The organism is Paraburkholderia tagetis, from assembly GCF_022213065.1.
In the GTDB taxonomy this organism is placed as follows: domain Bacteria; phylum Pseudomonadota; class Gammaproteobacteria; order Burkholderiales; family Burkholderiaceae; genus Paraburkholderia; species Paraburkholderia tagetis.
The window spans coordinates 361,090-385,966 of sequence record NZ_JAKLJA010000003.1; the positions used below are offsets into that span (position 1 = coordinate 361,090).

Sequence of the window (24,877 nt, forward strand, 5' to 3'; positions counted from 1 at the left end):
GAGTGTGCCGCGTGCGGCACACTCCGTGCATGACGGGTCAAACCTACCCCAATATCGTGCGGAGTCCGTAACTTTCCGCACCGTACCAGGAGTTGCGCAGTGACTGCTTCTCTTAGCGGCAACAGCAAGGCGGCCCCGCCCGCCACGCGCCGCGCGTCGCCCATGGCGGCGCTCGCAGACCGCTGGATCCCGAAGCTGGTGCTTTCGCCCAGCATCCTGATCAGCCTCGTGTTTGTCTACGGCTTTATCCTCATCACCGGCTATCTGTCGTTTTCGAATTCGCGACTGATGCCGCGCTACGAATTCGCGGGCCTGGACCGCTACAGCGAGCTTTTCAGCAACGATGTCTGGTGGACCTCGGCGCAGAATCTCGGCTGGTTCGGCATCCCGTTCATCGGCATCTGCGTGTTTCTCGGGCTCTTTCTCGCGATCCTGCTCGACCAGCAGATTCGTCAGGAAGGCGCGCTGCGCGCGGTGTTCCTCTATCCGATGGCGCTCTCGTACATCGTCACGGGCACGGCGTGGCAGTGGATCTTCAACCCCGATCTCGGCATCCAGCAGGTGATGCACAGCATCGGCTGGACGAGCTTCCAGCTCGGCTGGCTCAACGACCCGGACAAGGCCATTTTCTGCATCGTGGTCGCCGCGGTCTGGCAGTCCACGGGCTTTTGCATGGCGCTCTTCCTCGCCGGCCTGCGCGGTGTGGATAGCGAAATCTTCAAGGCCGCCCAGGTGGACGGCGCGACGCTGCCCACGATCTACCGCAAGATCGTCATTCCGAGCATGCGTCCAGTGTTTTTCTCGGTGCTGCTGATTCTGTGCCACATCACGATCAAGACCTTCGACCTCGTCGTTGCGCTGACCGCCGGTGGTCCGGGTACGTCGTCGTCGCTGCCGGCCATCTTCATGTACACGTTTTCGTTCAACCGCGGGCAGCTCGGCGTCGGCGCAGCGTCGTCGATGATGATGCTCGCGACGGTGGTGGCCGTGCTCGTGCCGCTCATGTACCTTGAATCGAGGAGCACGCGCAATGCAGCCTAAGATGAAGGTGAGCCGCGTGTTCGTCTACGCGGCGCTGATCCTGTTCGCGTTGTACTTCCTGTTCCCGCTCTACGTGATGCTGTCGACGTCGTTCAAGTCGCTCGACCAGATCCACACGGGCACCATGCTCACGCTGCCGACGGACCCGACCTTCGCGCCGTGGGTGAAGGCCTGGGCTCACGCCTGTACCGGCGTGCGCTGCGACGGCATGCAGCCGTTCTTCATGAACTCGGTGAAGATGGTGATTCCGGCCGTGCTGGTCTCGTCGATCATCGGCGCGTTCAACGGCTACGTGCTCACGCACTGGCGCTTTCGCGGCGCGGACGCGCTCTTCACGATGCTGCTGGTGGGTTGCTTCATCCCGTTCCAGGCGATCCTGCTGCCGATGGCGCGTCTCGAAGGCTTCTTCGGCCTCTCGAACACGATTGGCGGGCTGGTGCTCGTGCACGTCGTGTACGGCATCGCGTTCACCACGATGTTCTTCCGCAACTTCTACGTGAGCGTGCCGGCCGAGCTCGTGAAGGCCGCGCGCATCGACGGCGCCGGCTTCTTCATGATCTTCACGCGCATCATGATGCCCATCTCGCTGCCGATCTTCATGGTGTGCCTGATCTGGCAGTTCACGCAGATATGGAACGACTTCCTGTTCGGTATTGTGTTCTCGGGCGTCGATTCAATGCCGATCACTGTGGCGCTGAACAATCTCGTGAACACGTCCACGGGCGTGAAGGAATACAACGTCGACATGGCCGGCGCAATTATCGCCGCGCTGCCCACGCTGCTCGTCTACGTGATCGCCGGCCGCTACTTCGTGCGCGGCCTCACGGCGGGCGCGGTGAAGGGCTAACACCCATTTTTAAAGGATTCCTGGCATGGCAAGCCTTTCCATTCGCGACGTCTACAAGACCTACCCGAACGGGGTGCCCGTCCTCAAGGGCGTGAACATCGACATCGAAGACGGCCAGTTCCTGATTCTGGTGGGCGGCTCGGGCTGCGGGAAGTCGACGCTTCTGAACATGATCGCCGGTCTCGAGACCGTGACCAAGGGCGAGATCTGCATGGACGGCAAGGTGGTGAACAACCTCTCGCCGAAGGATCGCGACATCGCGATGGTGTTCCAGTCGTACGCGCTCTATCCGTCGATGACGGTGCGCGAGAACATCTCGTTCGGCCTGAACATCCGCAAGGTGCCGAAGGCGGAGCAGACGCAGATCGTCGACCGCGTTTCGAGCATGTTGCAGATCCAGCATCTGCTCGAGCGCAAGCCGGGCCAGCTTTCGGGCGGCCAGCGCCAGCGCGTGGCGATGGGCCGCGCGCTCGCGCGCGATCCGATCATGTTCCTGTTCGACGAGCCGCTCTCGAACCTCGACGCGAAGCTGCGTATCGAGATGCGCTCGGAAATCAAGCTGCTGCATCAGCGCGTGGGCAAGACGATCGTCTACGTGACGCACGACCAGATCGAGGCGATGACGCTCGGCGACCGCATCGCCGTGATGAAGGACGGCATCGTGCAGCAGTTCGGCGCGCCGCAGGAGATCTACGATTCGCCGTCGAATCTCTTCGTGGCCGGCTTCATCGGCGCGCCGCCGATGAACTTCATCAACGGCAAGCTGGTGGAGCAGGGCTCGGGCGTGGGCCTCGAGCTCGATACTGGCGTCGCGCGCAACGTGCTGAACCTGCCGTTCGAGACCAACAAGCTGCGCGGCCATATCGGCCGGGACATCGTGCTGGGCCTGCGTCCGGAGCGCATCACCGACGCGCGCAGCTCGCACGACGGCCACGGCCACGAGCTGCAACGCCACACCGTGAAGGTCGACGTGATCGAGCCGACCGGCCCGGACACGCTGGTGTTCGCGCAGGTCAACGGCAAGCGCGTCGTGAGCCGCGTGCATCCGGGCGCGAATCCGCAGCCGCTCAATAACATGGAGCTGCTGTTCGACGTCTCGAAGGCCGTGCTGTTCGATCCGAAGACGGAAGCACGGATCGCCTGAGTGGTTTTGATCGATTCGCGCCGGGTTTTCCTGGTGCGCTTCTGGTGCGGTAAGTGATAAAAAACCCGCCGCTGCGCGAGCAGCGACGGGTTTTTTACTGAAGGCCGTGCTTAGCGCACATTCGGATGATGCTGCCCATGCCCGAGCGTATGCGGCTGCAACAGCACGAGCACGGCACCCGCGCCGCCGTCGTGCGGCCGCGCCTGGCAGAACGCGATCACTTCTTCCTTCTGCACGAGCCACGCGCGCACCTTGCCCTTGAGCACCGGTTCCTTGCCCACGGAGCCGAGCCCCTTGCCGTGAATCACGCGCACGCAGCGCAGCCCGCGCTTGCCCGCCTCGCGGATGAACGCCTGCAACGCTTCGCGCGCTTCCTCGCGGCGCATGCCGTGCAGGTCGAGCTGCGCCTGCACGATCCACGCGCCGCGCCGCAGCTTCTTGACGACTTCGTCGCTCACGCCTGGGCGGTGGTAATAGAGCGTGTCGTCGGTGTCGAGAAAGGCTTCGGGGTCGAAGTCGTCGGAAATCGCTTCGTGCAGGACGGCTTGCTCGTCGAGCCGCGTTTGCAGCGGCAGCGGCACGGGCGCTTCGCGCCGTGGCTGCGCGCGCGCCGGCTGCTTGAGTGGCGCGATCTGGCCGATTTCGCGGCGAAACAGGTCGCTGTCGGCGGCGGCTTCCACGCGTGCGGCCTGGGCGGCCACGCGCTCGCGTTCGCGCTGGCGCGTTTGGGTTTTGAGCGCTTCGCGCAGGCTGCCGAGGCCCGCGAAGCCTGTGGCGGCTTTGCCGGGTTCGGGAGCAGGCGCGACGCTTGGCGCGGCGGGACGCGTAGGGGCGGGGCGCTTGGGCTCGCCCGGATGGGGCACGTTCTTGGGCATGGCGAAAAGGCTTAAAAGCAAAGGGCCGCCGGCTGGCTGGCCGCGGCCCTCTTGCAGTGCGCCGTCTAGCTCGATGGCGCTATTTGGCGGCTTGCCGGCGCGCCACCGGACGCCGCGCGGCAGCCCGCAGCGTCGGGCTTGCGCAGGTCGATCAGCGGTCGGCTTCGGCGCTCATCACGTGCGCACCGATCTCGCTGACGGTCTCGAGATAGCGCTGCGCGTCGAGCGCGGCCATGCAGCCCGTACCGGCGCTCGTAATGGCCTGGCGATAGACGTGGTCCTGCACGTCGCCGGCCGCGAACACGCCCGGCATGCTCGTGCCCGTGGCGTTGCCGTTCAGGCCGCCGTTCGTGATGATGTAGCCGTTCTTCATCTGGAGCTGGCCTTCGAAGATGTCGGTGTTCGGCTTGTGGCCGATCGCCACGAACACGCCTTGCAGGTCGAGGTCGGTGGTCTCGCCGGTCTTCGCGTTCTTGATGCGCAGGCCGTTCACGCCGCCTTCGTTGCCCTTGACTTCGTCGAGCACGTGATCCCACTTGATTTCGACGATGCCTTCCTTTTCCTTCTCCAGCAGGCGGTCGATCAGGATGGGCTCGGCGCGGAACTTGTCGCGGCGGTGGATGACCGTGACCTTCTTCGCGATGCCGGCGAGATAAAGCGCTTCCTCGACGGCCGTGTTGCCGCCGCCGATCACGGCCACATGCTGGTTGCGGTAGAAGAAGCCGTCGCAGGTCGCGCAGGCGGAGACGCCGCGGCCCATGAAGAGTTCTTCGCTCGGCAGGCCGAGGTATTGCGCCGACGCGCCGGTCGCGATGATCAGCGAGTCGCAGGTGTACTCGCCCGAGTCGCCGATCAGGCGGATCGGCTTTTCATCGAGCTTGGCCGTGTGAATGTGATCGAACACGATTTCCGTGTTGAAGCGCTCGGCGTGCTCGAGAAAGCGCTGCATCAATTCCGGGCCCTGCACGCCGTTCGGGTCGGCGGGCCAGTTTTCCACGTCGGTCGTGGTCATGAGCTGGCCGCCCTGGGCGAGGCCGGTAACGAGCAGCGGCGAGAGGTTCGCACGCGCCGCGTAGACGGCTGCCGTGTAGCCGGCGGGGCCGGAACCGAGAATCAGGACTTTGGCGTGTTTGGTTGCGGACATGATCGAGTTCCGTAGAAGGCGCTGCGTGGCGCGGTTTCCTGGGCATGGCGCTGCGCGATTGCCTGCGCAGTGCCATGCCCGGGTGCCTGCTCCGTTGGGGGATCCGCAGGCGGCCGCCCGTGTTAGTGCGGTTATTGCGGCCGGGCACACGCATGTAGTTGGGCATCAGCCCGCAATTATAAAGGCCGAGGGCGTTTGCCGCTCCATCGAGGTTTCTCATCGATTCGATAGCTTCGGCGCGCCGTTGCCAGTTACCCTCATTTACAGCGTCGGGGCAGCCGGGGTCTAAACAACGCGTTTACAATAGCCCGGATCAGACGTCGGCGGCCGCGCCCGTCTGCCGGAGCCCCCGGCAGTGCGCCCGGACCGCGCAAGCATCAAGAATCACCAGGATTCAATGGCCAAAGCTCCCTTTTCCGCGCAGGCGCAGGCATTGCCGAACCGCATGTCGCGTCTTTTCACCGAAATCCGCTGGATCCTGCAGGTCGCCCTGGGCGTGTTCCTGCTGATGGCGCTCATCAGCTATAGCCGCCGTGACCCGAGCTGGACCCACGCCGCGCAGGTCGACCACATTTCGAACTGGGCAGGGCGCGTGGGCGCGTGGACCTCGGACATCCTGCTGCTGCTGTTCGGCCTTTCGGCCTACTGGTGGGTCGTGCTGCTCGCGCGCCACATTTCGAAGAATTACAAGCGCATCACGCGCCACGAGGCGCTCCCCGAAGACGACGACGAGAAGCCGCGCGACCATAGCTGGGTGGCCGAGGGCTTCGCGTTCGTGCTCGTGCTGCTCGCCTGCGACGGCATCGAGGCGCTGCGCATGTGGTCGCTCAAGGTGCAGTTGCCGCGCGCGCCGGGTGGCGTGGTGGGCGAGGCCGTGGCGCGCGGCGTCTCGAACGCGCTGGGTTTCACGGGCGGCACGCTCGCGCTGCTGCTGGCGCTCGCGATCGGCTTGTCGCTGTATTTCCGTTTTTCGTGGCTGAACGTGGCCGAAAGGGTGGGCGAGTCGATCATCAACGCCGTGACGATGGCGAGGCTGCACCGCGAAGCGGGCCGCGACCGCAAGCTAGGCGAGGCCGCCGCGGTCAAGCGCGAAGGCAAAGTCGAGCGCGGTCGCGTGAAGATCGAGGAGCACGAGCCGGTCACGATCGTGCCGCCCGTGGTCACGCCGCAGCGCTCGGAGCGCGTGGAGAAGGAGCGCCAGGTGCCGCTCTTTACCGACTTGCCGGGCGATTCCACCTTGCCGCCCATCTCGCTGCTCGACCCGGCGCCCAAGACCCAGGAAACGATTTCCGACGACACGCTCGAGTTCACCTCGCGCCTGATCGAGAAGAAGCTCAAGGACTTCGGCGTGGACGTGGCCGTGGTGGCCGCGTATCCGGGCCCGGTCGTCACGCGCTACGAGATCGAGCCCGCCACCGGCGTGAAGGGCAGCCAGATCGTGGGCCTCGCGAAGGACCTCGCGCGCTCGCTCTCGCTCGTCTCGATCCGCGTGGTGGAGACGATCCCCGGCAAGAACTGCATGGCGCTGGAGCTGCCGAACCAGCGCCGCCAGACCGTGCGCCTTTCCGAAATCCTCGGCTCGGCCGTCTACGCGGATGCATCTTCGGCGCTCACCATGGGTCTGGGCAAGGACATCGGCGGCAAGCCGGTTTGCGCCGATCTCGCGAAGATGCCGCACCTGCTCGTGGCCGGCACGACCGGCTCGGGCAAGTCGGTGGGTATCAACGCGATGATCCTCTCGTTGCTCTACAAGGCGAGCGCCGAGCAGGTGCGCATGATCCTGATCGACCCGAAGATGCTTGAAATGAGCGTCTACGAGGGCATTCCGCATCTGCTTTGCCCGGTCGTGACCGACATGCGCCAGGCCGGCAACGCGCTGAACTGGACCGTGGCCGAAATGGAGCGCCGCTACAAGCTCATGAGCAAGCTGGGCGTGCGCAACCTTGCGGGCTACAACAACAAGATCGAGGAAGCGGGCAAGCGCGAGGAAAAGATCCCGAATCCGTTCAGCCTCACGCCCGACGATCCCGAACCGCTGCAAAAGCTGCCGCATATCGTCGTGGTGATCGACGAACTGGCGGACCTGATGATGGTGGTCGGCAAGAAGGTCGAAGAGCTGATCGCGCGTATCGCGCAAAAGGCGCGCGCCGCCGGCATCCACCTGATTCTCGCGACGCAGCGGCCTTCGGTGGACGTCATCACCGGCCTCATCAAGGCCAATGTGCCCACGCGAATTGCGTTCCAGGTTTCGTCGAAGATCGACTCGCGCACGATTCTCGACCAGATGGGCGCCGAGTCGCTGCTCGGCATGGGCGACATGCTCTACCTGCCGCCCGGCACGGGGCTGCCGGTGCGCGTGCACGGCGCGTTCGTCGCCGACGACGAAGTGCACCGCGTGGTCGACAAGCTCAGGGAGCAGGGCGAGCCGAACTATATCGAAGGCATCCTCGAAGGCGGCGTGGCGGGCGAGGGCGACGAAGGCTCGGCAGGTGCCGGGGGTGGTTCAGGTACAGGTGACGAGTCCGATCCGCTCTACGACCAGGCTGTCGAGGTGGTCATCAAGAACCGGCGCGCGTCGATCTCGCTCGTGCAGCGGCATCTGCGCATCGGCTATAACCGCGCGGCGCGCCTGCTCGAACAGATGGAGCAATCGGGGCTCGTTTCGACGATGTCCTCGAGCGGCAACCGCGAGATTCTCGTGCCCACGCGCGAGGCCGAATGAGTTCGCGCTGATTGTCGGCGCGGGCACACATGGTGGTGGCATTGTAGTTATTGGAGAACGACAGATGCAGTTTCCGGTTGGACAACAGACCCGTTTGACGCTCAGCCGCGCGGGACGCGCGATCTTTGTGGCGCTTGGCGCGTCGCTCGTCATGGCGTCGCACGCCTATGCGAGCGGCACCGATCAACTGAAGCAGTTCGTCGCGCAGGTGCACGCCGCGCGCGGCAATTTCGTGCAGCGCGAGCTCAAGGCGCCCACGAACGCGAAGAACGCGAGCGACGCCATCGCCACGGCCACGGCGAACGCCAAGACGTCGAGCGGCACGTTCGTGTTCTCGCGTCCGGGCAAGTTCATCTGGAACTATGAGAAGCCGTATCAGCAGCAGCTCCAGTCCGACGGCGACAATCTCTATGTCTACGACAAGGATCTGAATCAGGTCACCGAGCGCAAGCTCGGCGGCGCGCTCGGCGCGAGCCCTGCGGCCATCCTGTTCGGCAGCAACGATCTGGACAAGAATTTCACGCTCTCCGACGCGGGCGTGAAGAACGGCATCGACTGGCTCGAGCTGATTCCGAAATCGAAGGACACGCAGTTCAAGAGCGTGGGCATCGGCTTTCGCAATGGCAACCTCGAAGCGATGGAACTGCACGACGTGTTCGGCAACGTGACGCTGCTCACGTTCTCCAACATCGAGAAGAACCCGTCGCTGCCGGCCTCGACCTTCAAGTTCGTACGGCCCAAGGGCGCCGACCTGATCACGGGCGGCGGGAACTGATCCGCGCGGCGTGATGTAACGAAAAAGGGGGCGGCTCGATTGGGCCGCCCCCTTTTCTATTGGCGCCATTGGCGCCGCGCAATCAGATCGAAAAGCGCACCACGCTCTTGTCGTCGATCTTGCGCTTGAGCTTGCCCGTAAGCCACAGCAGGTGCAGGTGCGCGAGCGCTTCGCCCATCGCGAACGTCAGCTGATGCATGTCCAGCGCGCGCTTGAACATCAGCGGCACGATGTCGGCGGCGCTTTGTGGCGCGCGTTCGCAAGCTTCCATCACTTCGGCAAGGCGCGCATCGTGGTGCGCGCGCAGTTGCCCGATGCGCGTGCGCACGCCGCGGAACGGCTTGCCGTGCGAGGGCAGCACGAGCGTGTCCTCGGCCATGGCTTCGTAGCGCCCGAGCGATTCGAGGTAGAGGCCGAGCGGGTTGCCTTCGGGCTCCATGTCGAACACGGAGACGTTGGTCGAGATGCGCGGCAGCACCATGTCGCCCGAGATCAGCACGCCGAGCGATTCGCACAGCAGCGCGCAATGCTCAGGCGAATGGCCGTAACCGGTGACAACGCGCCAGTCGCGGCCGCCGATCGCCACCGTGTCGGCTTCGCGCAGGCGGCGGTATTGCGGCGGCAGTGCGGGCACGAGGTTCGCGTAGTAGTTGCGGCGGTTGCGCAGTTGATCGAGCGAGGCCTCATCGGTTACGCCGTGGCGCGCGAAATGGCGCGCCGCGCCTTCGCCGCCCGCGTTCGAGCCGTTACCCGAGGCCAGCACGCACGCGCTCATGTATTCGCCGAGCGTCGTCCACAAGCGCACGTCCCAGCGTTTTTTGTCGCCGCCCGCGCAGATCCAGTGCGCAAGGCCGATATGGTCAGGATGGCAGTGCGTGACGAGCACACGCAGCACCGGCAGCCCTTCGAGCTGGCTCTCGAATACCTGCTCCCAGCGCGCCTTGATCGTATCGTCGGTGATACCGCAGTCAACCACGGTCCAGCCTTGCTGGCCGTCGATCTCATCGCGCAGCAGCCAGAGGTTGATGTGGTCGAGCACGAAGGGCAGCGGCATGCGCAGCCATTTCACGCCGGGCGCGACTTCGAAGGCGAGGCCGGGTTCGGGCAGGGTATCGGCGAAGGGATAGTCGAGCTGGTGTTCGAGGGCGTTCATTGGGGTGTCGTCTCGCATCGTTATGGTGGGCTGAGAGCGGCCAGCGCCGCCGTCTGACGTCATTGTCGCTGCATTGCGGCATCCTTGCAGCGAAATCGGGAGAATGTTCCGTTCTGCGGAACAAACCGACTGTTGCGCAACCTTTGAGTTGACGATAACGTAAACGTCGACTCCAACGATAGCCCAGCCGCCGGGCCAACCCGGCTCGCGCGAGGCACGCTCTCCGATATGACCCAGTACACGATTACCGAGCTCGCCCGCGAATTCGACGTGACGCCGCGCGCGATCCGTTTCTACGAGGACCAAGGCCTGCTCGCGCCAAGCCGCGAAGGCGCGAGCGGTCTCAAGCGCGTGTTTTCGGGGCGCGACCGCACGCGGCTGAAGCTCACGCTGCGCGGCAAGCGCCTCGGCTTCACGCTCAACGAGATCCGCGCGCTGCTCGATCTCTACGACTCCCCCACGGATACGCAGCCGCAGCTTCAGGCGTTCCTCGACACCGTCGTGCGCCATCGCGAGATACTGGAGCGCCAGCGCGCCGATCTCGACGCCACGCTCGAAGACCTCGCTCAATACGAGTCGCAGGCGCGCACGCTGCTCGCGAAGAACGTGGCGGGCGAGCGGATTGCGCCGCTCGCGATGCCCGACGATCAATAGCCGGCGCTTGCCCATCTTCGCGTCACGCCGTCGAGCCGAGGTGAATGCGTCATGAGACATTTCCCGAAACTGCTTTCGTCGCAGATCGGCTTCGACGTTGCGCAGACGATGCTCGAAGGTTTCAACCATCACTACCGCAACTTCTGTGCGGCGGCCGCGCGCGCGCGCGAATGCTTCGAGGCGCGCGACTGGCGCAGTCTGCAGCAGCTCGCACGCGAGCGCATCGCCTCTTACGACGACCGTGTGCGCGAGTGCGTGGTGGCGCTCGAAGACGAGTACGACGCGGAAAGCATCGACGACGAAGTCTGGGAGCAGATCAAGCTGCACTACATCGGTCTGCTAACGACGCACCGGCAGCCCGAATGCGCGGAGACCTTTTTCAACTCGGTGTGCTGCAAGATCCTGCATCGCTCGTACTTCAACAACGACTTCATCTTCGTGCGGCCCGCGATCTCGACCGAATACATCGAGAACGACGAGCCCGCGGCCAAGCCCACCTATCGCGCGTACTACCCGGGCAAGGACGGACTTGCCGCGACGCTCGCACGCATCGTCACGAATTTTCAGCTCGAAACGCCGTTCGAGGACCTTGGGCGCGATGTGGATTGCGTGATGCGCGCGATGCTCGATACCTTTGGCGTGGTGGAGCCGAGGCCCAATTTTCAGATCCATACGCTCGCGTCGCTGTTCTTTCGCAACAAGTCGGCGTATATCGTCGGGCGCATCATCAACGGCGACCTGCTCGCGCCGTTCGTGGTGCCCATCCGTCACACCGACGACGGCAAGCTCGCGCTCGATACCGTGCTGCTGCGCACCGATCAACTGCTGATCCTGTTCAGCTTCTCGCACTCGTACTTTCTCGTGGACATGGAGGTGCCGTCCGCCTACGTCGAATTCCTGCGCACCATCATGCCGCGCAAGGCGAAAGGCGAGATCTACACGTCGCTCGGGCTGCAGAAGCAGGGCAAAAACCTTTTCTATCGCGACCTGCTGCACCACCTCTCGCATTCGAGCGATCAGTTCATCGCTGCGCCAGGCATTCGCGGCATGGTGATGATCGTGTTCATGCTGCCTTCGTTTCCGTACGTGTTCAAGGTGATCAAGGATAGCTTTCCCGCGCCGAAGGAGACCACGCGCGAGCAGGTGGAGGAGAAGTATCAGCTCGTGAAGCGCCACGACCGTCTCGGGCGGCTGGCCGATACGCTCGAATATTCGAGCGTCGCGCTGCCCATCGCGCGCCTGGACGAAGCGCTCGTGCGCGAACTCGAAACGCTGGCGCCTTCGATGATCGAGTACGAGGGCGACAATCTCGTGATTCGTCATCTCTACATCGAGCGCCGCATGGTCCCGCTCAATATCTGGCTGCAAAACGGCAGCGACGAAGAGGTCGAGCACGGCATCCGCGAATACGGCAACGCGGTGAAGGATCTAATGCGTGCGAATATCTTTCCGGGCGACATGCTCTACAAGAATTTCGGCGTGACGCGCCACGGCCGTGTGGTGTTCTACGACTACGACGAAATCGAATATCTGACCGAATGCAACGTGCGGGCAGTGCCCGAGCCCGTTCATGAGGAAGACGAATTATCCAGCGAGCCCTGGTACAGCGTGGGCCCGCGCGACATTTTTCCGGAGACGTTTCGCACGTTCCTGCTCGGCGACACGCGCGTGCGGCGCTATTTCCTCGAGCATCACGCCGACTTCTTCGATCCGGCGCTGTGGCAGGAGAACAAGGCGCGCCTGCTGGCGGGCGAGGTGCCGGACTGCTTCCCGTACGACGTTGAGGTGCGCTTTAGCGCGCGCTATCCCGAGTGCTTTGCGCCGCTCGATAAGGCTGATAAGGCTGATGAGGCCGATGACACCGACGAGACCAACGTGCGCGCCGCCTGAAAAAGCGCGGCGGATGACGAACAACGCATCATCGATTGACTGAAAAAGGAGAGTGGACATGAGTGAGACGCAGAAGGATTCGATTGTGATCGTGGCGGCGACGCGCACGCCGATGGCTGGCTTTCAGGGCGATTTCGCGACACTCGCCGCGCCGCAACTGGGCGCAGCGGCGATTGCGGCAGCGGTCGAGCGCGCGGGCCTCAAGCCCGAGCAGATCGACGAAGTGGTGATGGGCTGCGTGCTGCCCGCCGGCCAGGGCCAGGCGCCCGCACGCCAGGCGGCGCTGGGTGCGGGCCTGCCGCTCGCGGCGGGCGCGACCACGGTGAACAAGATGTGCGGCTCGGGCATGCGCGCGGCGATGTTCGCACACGACATGCTGCTCGCGGGCTCCGCCGAGGTGATCGTCGCGGGCGGCATGGAGAGCATGTCGAACGCGCCGTATCTGCTGCCGAAGGCACGCGCGGGCATGCGCATGGGGCATGGCCAGGTGTTCGATCACATGTTCCTCGACGGCCTCGAAGATGCCTATGACAAGGGCCGCCTGATGGGCACGTTCGCCGAGGAGTGCGCGGGCGAATTCCACTTTTCGCGCGAGAGCCAGGACGCCTTTGCGATCGAGTCGCTCAAGCGCGCGAAGCGTGCCAACGAGGACGGCTCGTTCGCCTGGGAGATCGCGCCGGTCAAGGTGGCCTCGCGCGCGGGCGAGACCACGATCGAGCGCGACGAGCAGCCGTTCAAGGCCAACCTCGACAAGATTCCGACGCTCAAGCCCGCCTTCAGCAAGACGGGCACGGTGACGGCCGCGAACTCGTCGTCGATTTCGGACGGCGCGGCGGCACTCGTGATGATGCGCGAATCCACGGCGAAGCGCCTCGGCGTCAAGCCGCTCGCGCGCGTGAGCGGCCATTCGACTTTCGCGCAGCAGCCCGCGAAGTTCACGACCGCGCCCGTGGGCGCGATCGCCAGGCTCTTCGAGAAGACCGGCTGGAAGGCCGCCGACGTCGATCTCTACGAGATCAACGAGGCGTTTGCCGTGGTCACCATGGCGGCCATGAAGGAGCACGATCTGCCGCACGAGAAGGTCAACGTGAACGGCGGCGCGTGCGCGCTGGGACACCCGATCGGCGCATCGGGCGCGCGCATTCTCGTCACGCTGATCGGCGCGCTGCGCGCACGCGGCCTGAAGCGTGGCGTGGCGACCCTGTGCATCGGCGGCGGCGAGGCGACCGCAATGGGCGTCGAACTCATGTAGGCTTGCGATTGACGGGCGCCGCAGGGAGGCGGCGCCTCGCAATGCAGGCACGCGGCGCTGCAACAAACCGCGGCACTACGAAAGGTGGCGACATGAAAACAGCGTTGATCGTGGGCGCGTCGCGGGGCCTCGGCCTCGAGTTCGCGCGTCAGTATGCGAAGGCCGGCTGGCGCGTGCTGGCCACGGCGCGCTCCGATGAGGCGCGCGCGGCGCTGAACGCGCTCGGCGCCCAGACATTTGCGCTCGACATCGCGCGGCCCGACGATATCGCCGCGCTCGGCTGGAAGCTCGACGGCGAGCGGCTCGACGTGGCGCTCATCGTGTCGGGCGTCTACGGCCCGCGCACCGAGGGCGTCGAAACCATCACCGCCGAAGACTTCGAGTACGTCATGAACACCAACGTGCGTGGCCCGATGCAGCTCATTCCGATCCTGCTGCCGCTCGTCGACGCGGCGTGCGGCGTGCTCGGCGTGCTGTCGAGCCGCATGGGCAGCATCACGCAGACGACCGGCACGACGGGCTGGCTCTATCGCGCGAGCAAGGCGGCGGTGAACGACGTCATCAAGATCACCTCGATGCAGACGCGCCGCGCGACCTGCGTCGCGCTTCATCCGGGCTGGGTGCGCACCGACATGGGCGGCTCGCACGCGGCCATCGACGTGGCGGCGAGCGTCGCCGGCATGCGCGAGGTGGTGGCCGAAGCGGCCGCTGCGCGCGAGGTCTTTAACGGGCGCTTTTTCCAGTACGACGGCACCGAACTCGACTGGTGAGCGCTGCGGGATAATCATGCGCCGTTTGAAGGCACACGAAAGCTCCGGAGAAGGATCGATATTCAATGACTGCCGAATCCACGCGCCTCGAGCGCCCGCTCGAATGCCCTTGTGGCGGCGCCGCGCCCAATCTGAAATCGGGCGCAAAACCCCCGCGCTTCGCCGACTGCTGCGGCCACTTTATCGACGGCGGCGCGCTGCCCGCCACGGCGCTCGAGCTGATGCGCTCACGCTATACGGCCTACGTGCTCGGGGAAGCCGACTACCTGCGTGCGACCTGGGCCGCCGAGACCTGTCCCGCCGATCTCGACATCGACCCGGATGCGCCCAGCGCGCCGCGCTGGCTCGGGCTCGCCGTCAAGCGCCACGAGCCCGTCGACGAGACGCATGCGCGCGTCGAATTCGTCGCGCGTCACAAGAGCGGCGGGCGCGCCTTTCGCCTCCACGAACTGAGTCGCTTCACACGCGGCGACGACGGCCGCTGGCGCTACGTCGACGGTGACATCCTCGAAGGTTGAGGAGGCGTTTAGTGTCGACTACGCGCCGCTGCTGTAACGTCTGAAACAACGCCTTTGCAAACAAGCGCTTAATGCAAAAAAACGGGGTCGTTAGCGTCGCGCGACACGCAACGCCCCGAATTAATTTTTTGCTTCGCTAACTGCGACTGCCACGAAATCCCGCTATGCGCCGTGCGTCAAGGTATACGCGCGGCCGCCGCTTCGTTGGCATGCCTTATGCCGGGTTACCCCTGAATTGCACAACAATTAATTGTCGTGCGAGGATGCAATCACGGTGCTCGCCGTCCCATGTAAACAAATGTTGAAAAACGTTTTTTCGTGGCGATTCAACGACGAGCGCTGGCGGCGGATCTGAAAAATTGCAGGTCGGCGCCGCGAGGTGTTCCGATCCGTGTTCTCCCCCGCAGCAACGGGTACAGCTACGCCAGGCTTCGCGGCCAGGCGCGCCGTGTGCTGTTGTGCCCGCAAGGGGCAGGGACGTTCACGTAGTGCTCGTGCAGTTGCTCGTGCAGTTGCTTGGGTAGGCAGATTTACAGCAGGATTTTCGCAGGCGGGTGTTGCGTATGGCGTTCAGGAAGCTTCTTACCGGATTGGCGGTGGCCGGCACGGCGTGTGTGCTGTCGGTCGCCCACGCAGCAACGCTTCCCGATCCGGCAGCAGCGGCCAACGCCCAGGTTTCCGCATCGTCGCTCGCCGCCACGCATTCGAACGCGCATCGCGACGCTTCGCAAGGCGTGACCGCGCCGTTCGCAAGCGGCCCCCTCGGCAGCGCAAACGTGCCGCGCATCGCGCTCGGCGATGGGTATTTGCCCGTCGTGCGCGCCGACATGAACGCGCAGATCATCCAGATTCCCGTGGCCGGCGATCCGAGCGTCACGCTCGAAACCACGGTCTACCGCCCGGACGGCCCAGGCCCGTTCCCGATGGTGGTGTTCAACCACGGCAAGATTCAGGGCGACCCCCGCATGCAGTCGCGCAGCGACCCGATGTCGTTCGCGCGCGAGTTTGTGCGCCGCGGCTATGTGGTCGTCGCGCCGAACCGCCGCGGCTTCGCGGGCTCGGGCGGCAGCTATCAGCAGGACGGCTGCGATGTGGCGAGCAACGGTCTTGGCCAGGCTGCCGACATCGCCACGGCGGTCGACTACATGGCGAAGCAGCCGTATGTGGACGCGAGCCATATCGTCGTCGCCGGCACCTCGCACGGCGGCCTCGCGACCATGGCCTACGGCACCGAAGCGGCGCACGGCGTGCGCGCGCTCATCAACTTCTCGGGCGGTCTGCGCCAGGACGCCTGCACGGGCTGGCAGAACAACCTGACCGAGGCATTCGGCGATTACGGCGCGAAGGCTCGCGTGGCCTCGCTCTGGCTCTACGGCGACAACGATTCGGTGTGGACGCCCGATCTCGTCGCGCGGATGTTCGCGGCGTTCCATACCGCGCAACTGGGCGAGGCGCAGCCGGGCGCGCTCGCGAAGCTCATCGATTTCGGTTCGTACAAGAACGACGCGCACCGCCTCGTGGGCGACCGCGACGGCGTGCAGGTCTGGTGGCCCAAGGTCGAGGCGTTCCTCGCGAGCCAGGGCATGCCCACGGCCGTGGGATACCGCGTGGCGACGCAGGCCGCACCGCACGCGAGCGGCTACGCGTCGATCGATTCGGTGGGCGCGGTGCCGTTCCTCGACCAGTCGGGCCGTGACGGCTATCGCAACTTCCTCAAGCAGTATCCGAGCCGCGCCTTTGCGGTGTCCGATTCGGGCGCCTGGTCGTGGGCCGAAGGCGGCGACAACCCGATGGCCGTCGCCATCGCGAACTGCCAGAAGCACAGCTCGGATCCGTGCCGACTCTACGCGGTGAATAGCAACGTGGTGTGGTCGAACAACACCGCCACGGCACAGAACGACAATGCCGACGACGGCCATACCGTTGCCGCCGCCGACGATACGGATACCGCGCACTCGCTGGCGAGTCGTTAAGCCGCGCACCCGAAACCGCCGGCGCGTGTGAGCGCAACGGCGGTTTTCGCATCTACACCACGCAGAAAGACGCGCGCTCACTCGCGCAGCCATTCCCCCATCGTTTTTCCGTCGCCATTGCGCTTTTGCGTTCGCGCTTGAGTCCACGCGCGGTGCGTCCGCTCATCGGCTTCATTCGCGTGACCAGCGCGAAGCATTCGTTTCGTGCCAAGGATCGACGTCAGCCTCTACTTCGATGCCTCCCCAAAAATTCGCTGGGCGCGATATCGGGGCAGGCCTTTTCGGCGTGCGCGCCCGCAGATTTTTTGCATAAGCGCGCTTCACTTTGCCGTCGTTATCTACGGGCATTTCGGGTCTTCACAAAGGAACTGGGCCTAGCTGTTTCGAACCGCGTCGAACCTCGCATGGGCGGGCCTTCCGTGGCCGTTTTCGGGGTAGTGCATTGCGAGATTGAACGCGTTAATCTCGGACCCGCTGCTTGGCTGGACGCAAGCCGAACACAAACCGGACGCAAGCAGCACACCAGCAGGACAGAATCGGGAGCCGTATTTGAAGTCGCATGCCAACCTCGCCAACGAAGCCTGGATCGCGCGCAGCCTGCGCGCCGTCTGGCATCCTTGCACCCAGATGAAGCACCACGAGCGCTTGCCGCTCGTCGCCGTCGCGCGCGGCGAAGGGCCGTGGCTTTACGACCACGAGGGCCGGCGCTATCTCGACGCCATTAGCTCGTGGTGGGTCAATCTGTTCGGCCACGCCAATCCTTCGATCAATGCCGCGCTCAAGGCGCAGCTCGACACGCTCGAACACGTGATGCTTGCGGGCTGCACGCACGAGCCCGCCGTCGAACTCGCCGAGCGCTTGAGCGCACTCACCGGCGGCACGCTCGGCCATGCGTTTTTTGCTTCCGATGGCGCGTCGGCGGTCGAGATCGCGCTGAAGATGAGCTTTCACGCGTGGCGCAATCAGGGCGCTCCGACCAAACGCGAATTCGTGTGCCTCGCCAACAGCTATCACGGCGAGACCATCGGTGCGCTCGGCGTGACAGACGTGAAGCTCTTCAGGGATGCTTACGATCCGCTTTTGACTCACGCACACGTGGTTGCCTCGCCCGATGCGCGCGCGGCGCGTGAAGGCGAGAGTGCCGCCGATGTGGCGCGCCGCGCGCTCGCCGATGTCGAGCGTGTGTTCGCCGAACGCGACGGCCGCATCGCGGCACTGATCGTCGAGCCGCTCGTGCAGTGTGCAGCGGGCATGGCGATGCACGATCCCGCGTATCTCCAGGGCCTGCGCGCGCTGTGCGACCGCTATCGCGTGCATCTGATCGCAGACGAGATCGCCGTCGGCTGCGGCCGCACCGGCACCTTCTTCGCGTGCGAGCAGGCCGGCATCTGGCCCGATCTGCTCACGCTCTCGAAGGGCATCAGCGGCGGCTACCTGCCGCTTTCGATCGTGCTTTCGCGCGACGAAATCTACGCGGCCTTCTACGACGACGACACCGCGCGCGGCTTCCTGCATTCGCACTCGTACACGGGCAATCCGCTCGCCTGCCGCGCGGCGCTCGCGACGCTCGACCTTTTCGTGCGCGACAACGTGCTCGCCGCGAACGCACAAAAATCGCAGCAACTGCGCGAGGCCTTCAGGCCGCTCGAACAACATCCGCTCGTGCGCAACCTGCGCCAGTGCGGCACGATCCTCGCGTTCGACGTGGCGATCGAAGACGCCGGGCGTGCAGGCACGTTCTCGCGCCGCTTCTTTGAAAACGCGCTTCAGCGCGAGTTGTTGCTGCGCCCGATCGGCACGACGGTCTACGTGATGCCGCCGTACATTCTCGAGCGCGAGACGCAGGCACACCTGGCCGAGCGCACGCGCGAGACATTCGACGCGACCGTCGCGGAGGACCTCTGATGCACCTGCTCAATACGCTCGAACAAGGCCTGCGCGAACTCGATGCGCAAGGCCTGCGCCGCCGCCGTCGCACCATCGATTCGCCGTGCAGCGCGCATATGGTCGTCGACGGCCGCGAAAGCATTGGTTTCGCGAGCAACGATTACCTCGGACTCGCCGCGCATCCGCAACTCGTCGCGGCGCTGGCCGAAGGCGCGCAGCGCTACGGTGCGGGCAGCGGCGGCTCGCATCTGCTGGGCGGCCACTCGCGCGCGCACGCACAGCTCGAAGACGATCTCGCCGCGTTCGCGGGCGGTTTCGTGGATGCACCGCGCGCGCTCTACTTCAGCACCGGCTACATGGCGAATCTCGCCGTGCTCACCGCGCTCGCGGGCCGCGACGCGACGATCTTTTCGGATGCGCTCAACCACGCCTCGCTAATCGACGGCGCGCGGCTCTCGCGTGCCGATATCCAGATCTATCCGCACGCGGATATGAACGCGTTGAGCGCGATGCTCGAAGCGTCGCAGGCACGCGCGAAAGTGATCGTGAGCGACACGGTGTTCAGCATGGATGGCGATGTCGCGCCGCTCGCGCGTCTCGTTGAGCTTGCCGAAAAGCATGGCGCATGGCTCGTGGTCGACGATGCACATGGCCTCGGCGTGCTCGGCCCGCAAGGGCGCGGCGCACTGGCCGAAGCCGCGCTGCGCTCGCCGCACCTCGTGCTGGTCGGCACGCTCGGCAAGGCGGCGGGCGTCTCGGGCGCATTCATCTGCGCACACGACACCGTGATCGAATGGCACGTGCAGCGCGCACGGCCGTACATCTTCACGACGGCTTCGTCGCCGGCGGTCGCGCACGCGGTATCCGCGAGCCTGCGCGTGATCGCGGGCGAGGAGGGCGACGCGCGGCGCGCACATCTGAACCATCTGATCGGGCGCACGCGCTCGATGCTCAAGGAAACCTGCTGGCAGCCCGTCGACTCGCACACGGCCGTACAGCCGCTCGTGATCGGCTCCAACGAAGCCACGCTCGCGCTGCAGGCCGCGCTCGAACGCGATGGCCTGTGGGTGCCGGCGATTCGTCCGCCGACCGTGCCCGCGGGCACCTCGCGCCTGCGTATTTCGCTCTCGGCTGCGCATTCGGACGCCGACCTCGATCGACTGAACACGGCGCTGCAATGCGCGAGCGTTGAAGAGCAAAAGCAAGCGCAAAAGCCGGTGCCGGAGCGCGCACGATGAGTACGACGAAGCTTTCGCTCTTCGTCACGGGCACCGATACCGAAATCGGCAAGACCTTCGTGAGCGCGGCGCTGTTGCGCGGCCTCGCGCACGCGGGCCTGCGCGCGGCGGCGATGAAGCCCATCGCCGCCGGCGCCTACGAGCGCGATGGCGTGTGGCATAACGAAGACGCCGATCAGCTCGATGCCGCCGCGAGCGTGCTGCTGCCGCCCGAGATGCGCACGCCGTTCCTGCTCAAGGAGCCGGCTGCGCCGCACATTGCCGCCGCGCTCGAAGGCGTGACGCTCGACGTGGCGCGCATCGTCCAGTGCCACGGTCAGGCGTGCGAGCGCGCGGACGCCGTGGTGGTCGAAGGCGTGGGCGGCTTTCGCGTGCCGCTCACGGCGACGCAAGACACCGCGGATCTCGCCGTTGCGCTGAACCTGCCGGTGGTGCTCGTCGTGGGCATGCGGCTGGGCTGCATCAGCCATGCGCTGCTCACCGCCGAGGCCATCGCCGCGCGGGGCCTCACGATCGCCGGCTGGGTCGCGAACCGCGTCGACCCGGCCATGACCTTTCCCGAAGAAAACATCGACGCGTTGCGCGAGCGTCTCGCCGCGCAGTTCGGCGCGCCGCTCATCGGCGTCGTGCCGCATATGCCCGGCGCGCGCGCCGATGCAGCGGCCGAACACCTGAATATCGACGCACTGCTCGCACGGCTTGGCGCTATCGCGCCTGCACCGTTGTGCTGAGCACGCGCATTCCAACTTACATTGTCCCCGTCAAGAAGGACCCCGACACCATGACCGAAGCCCACATCGACATCACCGCGCTCAAGAAGCCCGCACCGCAAGCACAAGACGAAGCCGCCGCGCGCTGGCGCGTCGCCGATGTCGCCGCGCTCTACGAGTTGCCGTTCAACGACCTGATGTTCCGCGCGCAGCAAGTGCATCGCGAGCATTTCGACGCGAATGCGGTGCAGCTCTCCACGCTCCTGTCGATCAAGACCGGCGGCTGCGAGGAGGATTGCGCGTATTGCCCGCAGTCGTCGCATCACGACACGGGCCTCGACGCGAGCAAGCTCATGGACGTGGACGCTGTGCTCGACGCCGCGCGCGTGGCGAAGGCCAACGGCGCGACGCGCTTTTGCATGGGCGCGGCGTGGCGCAATCCGAAGGACCGCCATCTCGAGCCGATCAAGGACATGATCCGCGGCGTGAAGTCGATGGGTCTCGAAACCTGCGTCACGCTCGGCATGCTCGAAGAGCACCAGGCGAAGGCGCTCGCCGACGCGGGCCTCGATTACTACAACCACAACCTCGATACGTCGCCCGAGTTCTATGGCCAGATCATCTCGACACGCACTTACGAGGACCGCCTTGAGACGCTCGAGCGCGTGCGCGATGCGGGCATCAACGTGTGCTGCGGCGGCATCGTCGGCATGGGCGAGTCGCGCCGTGAGCGCGCGGGGCTGATCGCGCAGCTCGCGAACATGGAGCCGTATCCGGAGTCGGTGCCCATCAACAATCTCGTGCAGGTGAGCGGTACGCCGCTCGAAGGCACGGAGCCGCTCGATCCGTTCGAGTTCGTGCGCACGATTGCGGTCGCGCGCATTACCATGCCCACGGCGATGGTGCGTCTCTCGGCGGGCCGCGAGCAGATGGACGACGCGCTGCAGGCGCTGTGCTTCATGGCGGGCGCGAATTCGATCTTCTACGGCGACCAGTTGCTGACGACGGGCAACCCGCAGGCAGAGGCCGACCGCAAGCTGTTGCAGCGTCTGGGCATTAGCGCGCAGGCGGCGCAGGCATTGCCGGCCGAAGCCCACGCCCCGCACGCGCATCACGAACATCACGCGCACGGCGGCTGCGGCCACTGCGAATAAGCCTGTTGACGAGTGCCGTGAAAGGCGCGACGCGTTAGACACGCGCCGCTGAAGGACAAACGCCACGCGGTGATGCGTGGCGTTTTCATTTGAAGCGACGCGCAATGATTCGCTCAGTGCGCCGCTTGATGTGTCGCTTAATGTGTCGCTTGAGTCGCTTGAGTCGCTTGATGCGTGCGTCGCTTAAGCGTAAGCCGCGCGCCGGCGTCCCGCGAGCACGAAATAGCACACCGCGCCGACCACGAGCGCGGGCAGCGTTGCGCCCAGGTTCGGCAGCCATTGATTGATCGCCTGATACGCGCCGAAGCCGATGCCCCACGCGATGAACGCGGTCACATGCCAGCCGCCCGAGTAACCATAGGCGCCGCTCAGATCGGCGAGCGCATGCGCGTCGATGCGCCGGCGGCGCACGATGAAGTGATCGGCGAGCACGACGCCAAAGAGCGGTGCGAACACCGAGCCGATGAAGAGCAGGAAGTTCTCGTAGCGCGCCATCGGCACGACGAGGCCGATCAGCGTACACAGCGCGCCGAACGCCGCCGAGAGCCACGGCACGCTGCCGCGCGTCCAGAATGTGCCGGTCGAGACGGCGGCTGAGTGGATGTCGGCGAAGGCATTGTCGATTTCGTCGATCAGCACGAGCAGCAGTGCGAAGCCGCCGCCCGCCTTCGCGAGCGCCGTGGTGAGGAGCGCGTCGCCGCCGCCCGCGGCGAGGCCGTAGATCGCGCCGAGCGCATAGAACCACAGGTTCGCGATGCCATAGCCGAACAGCGTGCCGCGGAAGGTCTCGCCCGCGCGGCGGCCAAAGCGTGTGTAGTCGGCGATCAGCGGCAGCCACGAAAGCGGCATCGCCACCACGAGGTCGATCGCGCTGCCGAACGGCATCTCGCCGGTGCCGGGACGCTTCATCAGCGTGCCGATGTCGTGCTGCGCGAGCAGGCTCCACGTGAGCCATGCGGCGCCCGCGAGCAACAGCCAGATGCCCCAGCTGCGCAGGAAGCGCCGCACGAACGAGAGCGGGCCGCTCACGGCGAGCAGCGTCGCGAGCAAGCCGAAGATCAAGGTCCATACGAGCGGCACCGAGAGGCCGAAGGCCTGCTTGGCGAGCGCATCGGCGGAATCGCGCATCACGATGATCTCGAACGAGCCCCAGCCCACGAGCTGCACCATGTTGATGACGGCCGGCACGGACGCGCCGCGAATGCCGAGCGTCGGGCGCAGCGAGGACATGGCGGCGAGGCCCGTGTCGGTGCCGATCACGCCCGCGAGCGCGAGCAGCACGACGCCGATCACGCTGCCGATGCCGATTGCGCTCAGCGCATGGGGCAGCGAGAGCCCTGGCACCAGCAGGGCGCCCGCCTGGGCGACCAGCAGGCCGATGCCGAGCGAGAACCAGAGCGCGAAGGCGTCGCCGGTGCGGAACTGGCGGCGCGCGTGGGGCACGGGCACGTTGGGCGCGTAAGTCGAACCGGCTTCACCGGCCGCACCGTGCGGGTCTTGAGTCATGGAAAAAGCTTTCCTCTGTATCGTTTGCTTTGTCTGATGTATTCCCGGGCGGCCATCCGGAGGCGGCCGTCGTTGGTGCCGGCCAGGCTCCGGCCATGCCGGCGTGCGGGTCGCAGGGTATCGCGTCTCGCGCGGCCGCCCGGGCTGTCATAATGCACGACTGCATCCGGCGCGGCCGGCCGCTTTCAGGGGCGCGAACAACGCCTTCGAAGCCGGCCCGGCCCCGTAAAAGCCGACATTATCGCGAAAACGTCATGTTTGAAGAAACCCGTGCCAACGTTCCGCTCGCCGAGCGGCTGCGCCCGCGCTCGATCGACGAAGTCATCGGCCAGAAGCATCTGCTCGGGCCCAACAAGCCGCTGCGCGTCGCCTTCGAGTCGGGCGAAGCGCATTCGATGATCCTCTGGGGGCCGCCCGGCGTGGGCAAGACCACGCTCGCGCGCCTCATGGCCGACGCCTTTCACGCCCAGTTCATCGCGCTCTCGGCCGTGCTCTCGGGCGTGAAGGACATCCGCGAAGCCGTCGAAACGGCGCAGATGCACCGCGCGCACGGCCATCAGACGCTCGTGTTCGTCGACGAAGTCCACCGGTTCAACAAGAGCCAGCAGGATGCCTTCTTGCCGCACGTGGAGTCGGGGCTGTTCGTGTTCATCGGCGCGACGACGGAGAATCCGTCGTTCGAGGTGAACAGCGCATTGCTTTCGCGCGCGGCGGTTTACGTGCTCAAGAGCCTCGACGAGGAAGAGCAGGGCGAGCTGCTCGCGCGCGCGAGCGAAGAGCTGGGCGGCCTGACCTTCACCGACGAAGCGAAAAAAGCGCTGATCGGCTCGGCCGACGGCGACGGGCGCAAGCTGCTGAACAACCTCGAAATCGTCGCGCGTGCGGCCGCGCAGCAGAAGAAACGCGAGATCGACGGCGAACTGCTCGGCAGTGCGCTTGCCGAAAATCTGCGCCGCTTCGACAAGGGCGGCGACGCGTTCTACGACCAGATCAGCGCGTTGCACAAGTCGGTGCGCGGCAGCAACCCGGACGGCGCGCTCTACTGGTTCTGCCGCATGCTCGACGGCGGCGCCGATCCGCGCTATCTCGCGCGGCGCATCGTGCGCATGGCGTGGGAGGACATCGGCCTCGCCGACCCGCGCGCGGCGCGCATCACGCTCGACGCCTCGGAGACTTACGAGCGTCTCGGCTCGCCCGAGGGCGAGCTGGCACTCGCGCAGGCCGTCATCTATCTCGCGGTCGCGCCGAAATCGAACGCGGGCTACATGGCGTACAACGAGGCGCGGCGCTTCGTCGGCAAGGACCAGTCGCGCGCGGTGCCCGTCCATCTGCGCAACGCGCCCACCAAGCTCATGAAGGAGCTCGGCTACGGCCACGACTACCGCTACGCGCACGACGAACCCGACGCCTACGCGGCCGGCGAGACCTATCTGCCCGACGGCATGCGCGAGCCGCGCTGGTATCAGCCCACGCCGCGCGGGCTCGAAGGCAAGATCGGCGAGAAGCTCGCGCGCCTCGCCGACCTCGACGCGCAATGGCGCGAAGCGAATCGGGACAACCCGCGCGACGAAATCCGCGAGCGCAAGCGCAAGGGCTAGCCCGCGCCGGTGCGCTAAAATCGGCG

At 65.6% G+C, this 24,877-nt stretch carries 20 protein-coding genes; 16 read left to right on the forward strand and 4 right to left on the reverse strand.

The window, feature by feature from the left end; genetic code table 11:
- Positions 1–99 precede the first annotated feature (99 nt).
- From L5014_RS06825 to L5014_RS06835, 3 genes are read left to right on the forward strand one after another with little or no spacing between them, the layout of a single operon-like run.
- Positions 100–1,041, forward strand: a complete 942-nt coding sequence (locus L5014_RS06825; protein ID WP_238462812.1) for a carbohydrate ABC transporter permease — start codon at positions 100–102, stop codon at positions 1,039–1,041.
- Positions 1,031–1,888 (forward strand): carbohydrate ABC transporter permease, encoded by an 858-nt coding sequence (locus tag L5014_RS06830; protein WP_238462813.1) that lies wholly within the window; start codon positions 1,031–1,033, stop codon positions 1,886–1,888. Before L5014_RS06825 ends, L5014_RS06830 begins: the two co-directional genes overlap by 11 nt.
- A gap of 25 nt (positions 1,889–1,913) precedes the next feature.
- Positions 1,914–3,032 (forward strand): ABC transporter ATP-binding protein, encoded by a 1,119-nt coding sequence (locus L5014_RS06835; RefSeq protein ID WP_238462814.1) that lies wholly within the window; start codon positions 1,914–1,916, stop codon positions 3,030–3,032.
- A 110-nt stretch (positions 3,033–3,142) separates the two neighbouring features.
- On the opposite strand, the gene L5014_RS06840 is transcribed toward L5014_RS06835, so the two are convergent.
- Positions 3,143–3,907 (reverse strand): Smr/MutS family protein, encoded by a 765-nt coding sequence (locus L5014_RS06840; RefSeq protein WP_238462815.1) that lies wholly within the window; start codon positions 3,905–3,907, stop codon positions 3,143–3,145.
- 151 nt (positions 3,908–4,058) lie between these two features.
- Positions 4,059–5,051 carry a thioredoxin-disulfide reductase gene (trxB, locus tag L5014_RS06845; protein WP_238462816.1) on the reverse strand — a complete coding sequence of 331 codons (993 nt, stop codon included), beginning with the start codon at positions 5,049–5,051 and terminating at the stop codon, positions 4,059–4,061.
- 397 nt (positions 5,052–5,448) lie between these two features.
- Here trxB and L5014_RS06850 point away from each other — a divergent pair, with 397 nt between their 5' ends.
- Together L5014_RS06850 and lolA are read left to right on the forward strand one after the other, a co-directional pair.
- Entirely contained in the window at positions 5,449–7,773 is a 2,325-nt protein-coding gene (locus tag L5014_RS06850) for a DNA translocase FtsK (protein ID WP_238462817.1), read from the forward strand.
- A gap of 64 nt (positions 7,774–7,837) precedes the next feature.
- Positions 7,838–8,548 carry an outer membrane lipoprotein chaperone LolA gene (gene lolA / locus L5014_RS06855; protein ID WP_238462818.1) on the forward strand — a complete coding sequence of 237 codons (711 nt, stop codon included), beginning with the start codon at positions 7,838–7,840 and terminating at the stop codon, positions 8,546–8,548.
- A gap of 82 nt (positions 8,549–8,630) precedes the next feature.
- On the opposite strand, the gene L5014_RS06860 is transcribed toward lolA, so the two are convergent.
- A complete protein-coding gene (locus tag L5014_RS06860; RefSeq protein WP_238462819.1) occupies positions 8,631–9,701 on the reverse strand; it encodes an MBL fold metallo-hydrolase in 1,071 nt (356 codons plus the stop codon).
- Between the two features lie 228 nt (positions 9,702–9,929).
- On the opposite strand from L5014_RS06860, the gene L5014_RS06865 reads away from it, so the two are divergent.
- The 10 genes from L5014_RS06865 to bioB all read left to right on the forward strand — a co-directional run bounded on the left by L5014_RS06865 (position 9,930) and on the right by bioB (position 21,747).
- Complete coding sequence (locus tag L5014_RS06865; RefSeq protein ID WP_238462820.1) at positions 9,930–10,355, forward strand: MerR family transcriptional regulator; 426 nt, start codon at positions 9,930–9,932, stop codon at positions 10,353–10,355.
- Positions 10,356–10,406: 51 nt separating this feature from the next.
- Complete coding sequence (aceK, locus tag L5014_RS06870) at positions 10,407–12,245, forward strand: bifunctional isocitrate dehydrogenase kinase/phosphatase (protein ID WP_238462821.1); 1,839 nt, start codon at positions 10,407–10,409, stop codon at positions 12,243–12,245.
- 58 nt (positions 12,246–12,303) lie between these two features.
- Positions 12,304–13,497, forward strand: a complete 1,194-nt coding sequence (locus L5014_RS06875; protein WP_238462822.1) for an acetyl-CoA C-acetyltransferase — start codon at positions 12,304–12,306, stop codon at positions 13,495–13,497.
- Positions 13,498–13,589: 92 nt separating this feature from the next.
- Entirely contained in the window at positions 13,590–14,267 is a 678-nt protein-coding gene (locus L5014_RS06880) for an SDR family oxidoreductase (protein ID WP_238462823.1), read from the forward strand.
- A gap of 65 nt (positions 14,268–14,332) precedes the next feature.
- Positions 14,333–14,785, forward strand: coding sequence for a YchJ family protein (locus tag L5014_RS06885; protein ID WP_238462824.1), 453 nt, complete (start codon positions 14,333–14,335; stop codon positions 14,783–14,785).
- A 563-nt stretch (positions 14,786–15,348) separates the two neighbouring features.
- Complete coding sequence (locus L5014_RS06890) at positions 15,349–16,758, forward strand: dienelactone hydrolase family protein (protein ID WP_238462825.1); 1,410 nt, start codon at positions 15,349–15,351, stop codon at positions 16,756–16,758.
- Positions 16,759–17,307: 549 nt separating this feature from the next.
- Positions 17,308–18,663, forward strand: a complete 1,356-nt coding sequence (gene bioA, locus L5014_RS06895; RefSeq protein WP_238462826.1) for an adenosylmethionine--8-amino-7-oxononanoate transaminase — start codon at positions 17,308–17,310, stop codon at positions 18,661–18,663.
- Positions 18,663–19,883 (forward strand): 8-amino-7-oxononanoate synthase, encoded by a 1,221-nt coding sequence (bioF, locus tag L5014_RS06900; RefSeq protein ID WP_238462827.1) that lies wholly within the window; start codon positions 18,663–18,665, stop codon positions 19,881–19,883. Before bioA ends, bioF begins: the two co-directional genes overlap by 1 nt.
- Positions 19,880–20,614, forward strand: coding sequence for a dethiobiotin synthase (gene bioD, locus L5014_RS06905; RefSeq protein ID WP_238462828.1), 735 nt, complete (start codon positions 19,880–19,882; stop codon positions 20,612–20,614). The genes bioF and bioD overlap by 4 nt, the downstream gene beginning before the upstream one ends.
- A gap of 50 nt (positions 20,615–20,664) precedes the next feature.
- Positions 20,665–21,747, forward strand: coding sequence for a biotin synthase BioB (gene bioB / locus L5014_RS06910; RefSeq protein ID WP_238462829.1), 1,083 nt, complete (start codon positions 20,665–20,667; stop codon positions 21,745–21,747).
- 183 nt (positions 21,748–21,930) lie between these two features.
- On the opposite strand, the gene cytX is transcribed toward bioB, so the two are convergent.
- Positions 21,931–23,253: a putative hydroxymethylpyrimidine transporter CytX gene (gene cytX / locus L5014_RS06915; RefSeq protein WP_238462830.1), complete on the reverse strand. Its 1,323-nt coding sequence runs from the start codon at positions 23,251–23,253 to the stop codon at positions 21,931–21,933.
- A 254-nt stretch (positions 23,254–23,507) separates the two neighbouring features.
- Here cytX and L5014_RS06920 point away from each other — a divergent pair, with 254 nt between their 5' ends.
- Positions 23,508–24,851 (forward strand): replication-associated recombination protein A, encoded by a 1,344-nt coding sequence (locus tag L5014_RS06920; protein ID WP_238462831.1) that lies wholly within the window; start codon positions 23,508–23,510, stop codon positions 24,849–24,851.
- Positions 24,852–24,877: the final 26 nt, after the last annotated feature.

Excerpts from the sequence above, each read along its gene's own strand:
- bioD (WP_238462828.1), top strand. The coding sequence starts at position 19,880 with ATGAGTACGACGAAGCTTTCGCTCTTCGTCACGGGCACCGATACCGAA.
- L5014_RS06860 (WP_238462819.1), bottom strand. The coding sequence starts at position 9,701 with ATGAACGCCCTCGAACACCAGCTCGACTATCCCTTCGCCGATACCCTG.
- cytX (WP_238462830.1), bottom strand. The coding sequence starts at position 23,253 with ATGACTCAAGACCCGCACGGTGCGGCCGGTGAAGCCGGTTCGACTTAC.
- L5014_RS06835 (WP_238462814.1), top strand. The coding sequence starts at position 1,914 with ATGGCAAGCCTTTCCATTCGCGACGTCTACAAGACCTACCCGAACGGG.
- bioF (WP_238462827.1), top strand. The coding sequence starts at position 18,663 with ATGCACCTGCTCAATACGCTCGAACAAGGCCTGCGCGAACTCGATGCG.
- lolA (WP_238462818.1), top strand. The coding sequence starts at position 7,838 with ATGCAGTTTCCGGTTGGACAACAGACCCGTTTGACGCTCAGCCGCGCG.
- trxB (WP_238462816.1), bottom strand. The coding sequence starts at position 5,051 with ATGTCCGCAACCAAACACGCCAAAGTCCTGATTCTCGGTTCCGGCCCC.
- L5014_RS06865 (WP_238462820.1), top strand. The coding sequence starts at position 9,930 with ATGACCCAGTACACGATTACCGAGCTCGCCCGCGAATTCGACGTGACG.
- aceK (WP_238462821.1), top strand. The coding sequence starts at position 10,407 with ATGAGACATTTCCCGAAACTGCTTTCGTCGCAGATCGGCTTCGACGTT.
- L5014_RS06890 (WP_238462825.1), top strand. The coding sequence starts at position 15,349 with ATGGCGTTCAGGAAGCTTCTTACCGGATTGGCGGTGGCCGGCACGGCG.
- L5014_RS06850 (WP_238462817.1), top strand. The coding sequence starts at position 5,449 with ATGGCCAAAGCTCCCTTTTCCGCGCAGGCGCAGGCATTGCCGAACCGC.
- L5014_RS06875 (WP_238462822.1), top strand. The coding sequence starts at position 12,304 with ATGAGTGAGACGCAGAAGGATTCGATTGTGATCGTGGCGGCGACGCGC.
- L5014_RS06885 (WP_238462824.1), top strand. The coding sequence starts at position 14,333 with ATGACTGCCGAATCCACGCGCCTCGAGCGCCCGCTCGAATGCCCTTGT.
- L5014_RS06840 (WP_238462815.1), bottom strand. The coding sequence starts at position 3,907 with ATGCCCAAGAACGTGCCCCATCCGGGCGAGCCCAAGCGCCCCGCCCCT.
- bioB (WP_238462829.1), top strand. The coding sequence starts at position 20,665 with ATGACCGAAGCCCACATCGACATCACCGCGCTCAAGAAGCCCGCACCG.
- L5014_RS06830 (WP_238462813.1), top strand. The coding sequence starts at position 1,031 with ATGCAGCCTAAGATGAAGGTGAGCCGCGTGTTCGTCTACGCGGCGCTG.
- L5014_RS06880 (WP_238462823.1), top strand. The coding sequence starts at position 13,590 with ATGAAAACAGCGTTGATCGTGGGCGCGTCGCGGGGCCTCGGCCTCGAG.
- L5014_RS06920 (WP_238462831.1), top strand. The coding sequence starts at position 23,508 with ATGTTTGAAGAAACCCGTGCCAACGTTCCGCTCGCCGAGCGGCTGCGC.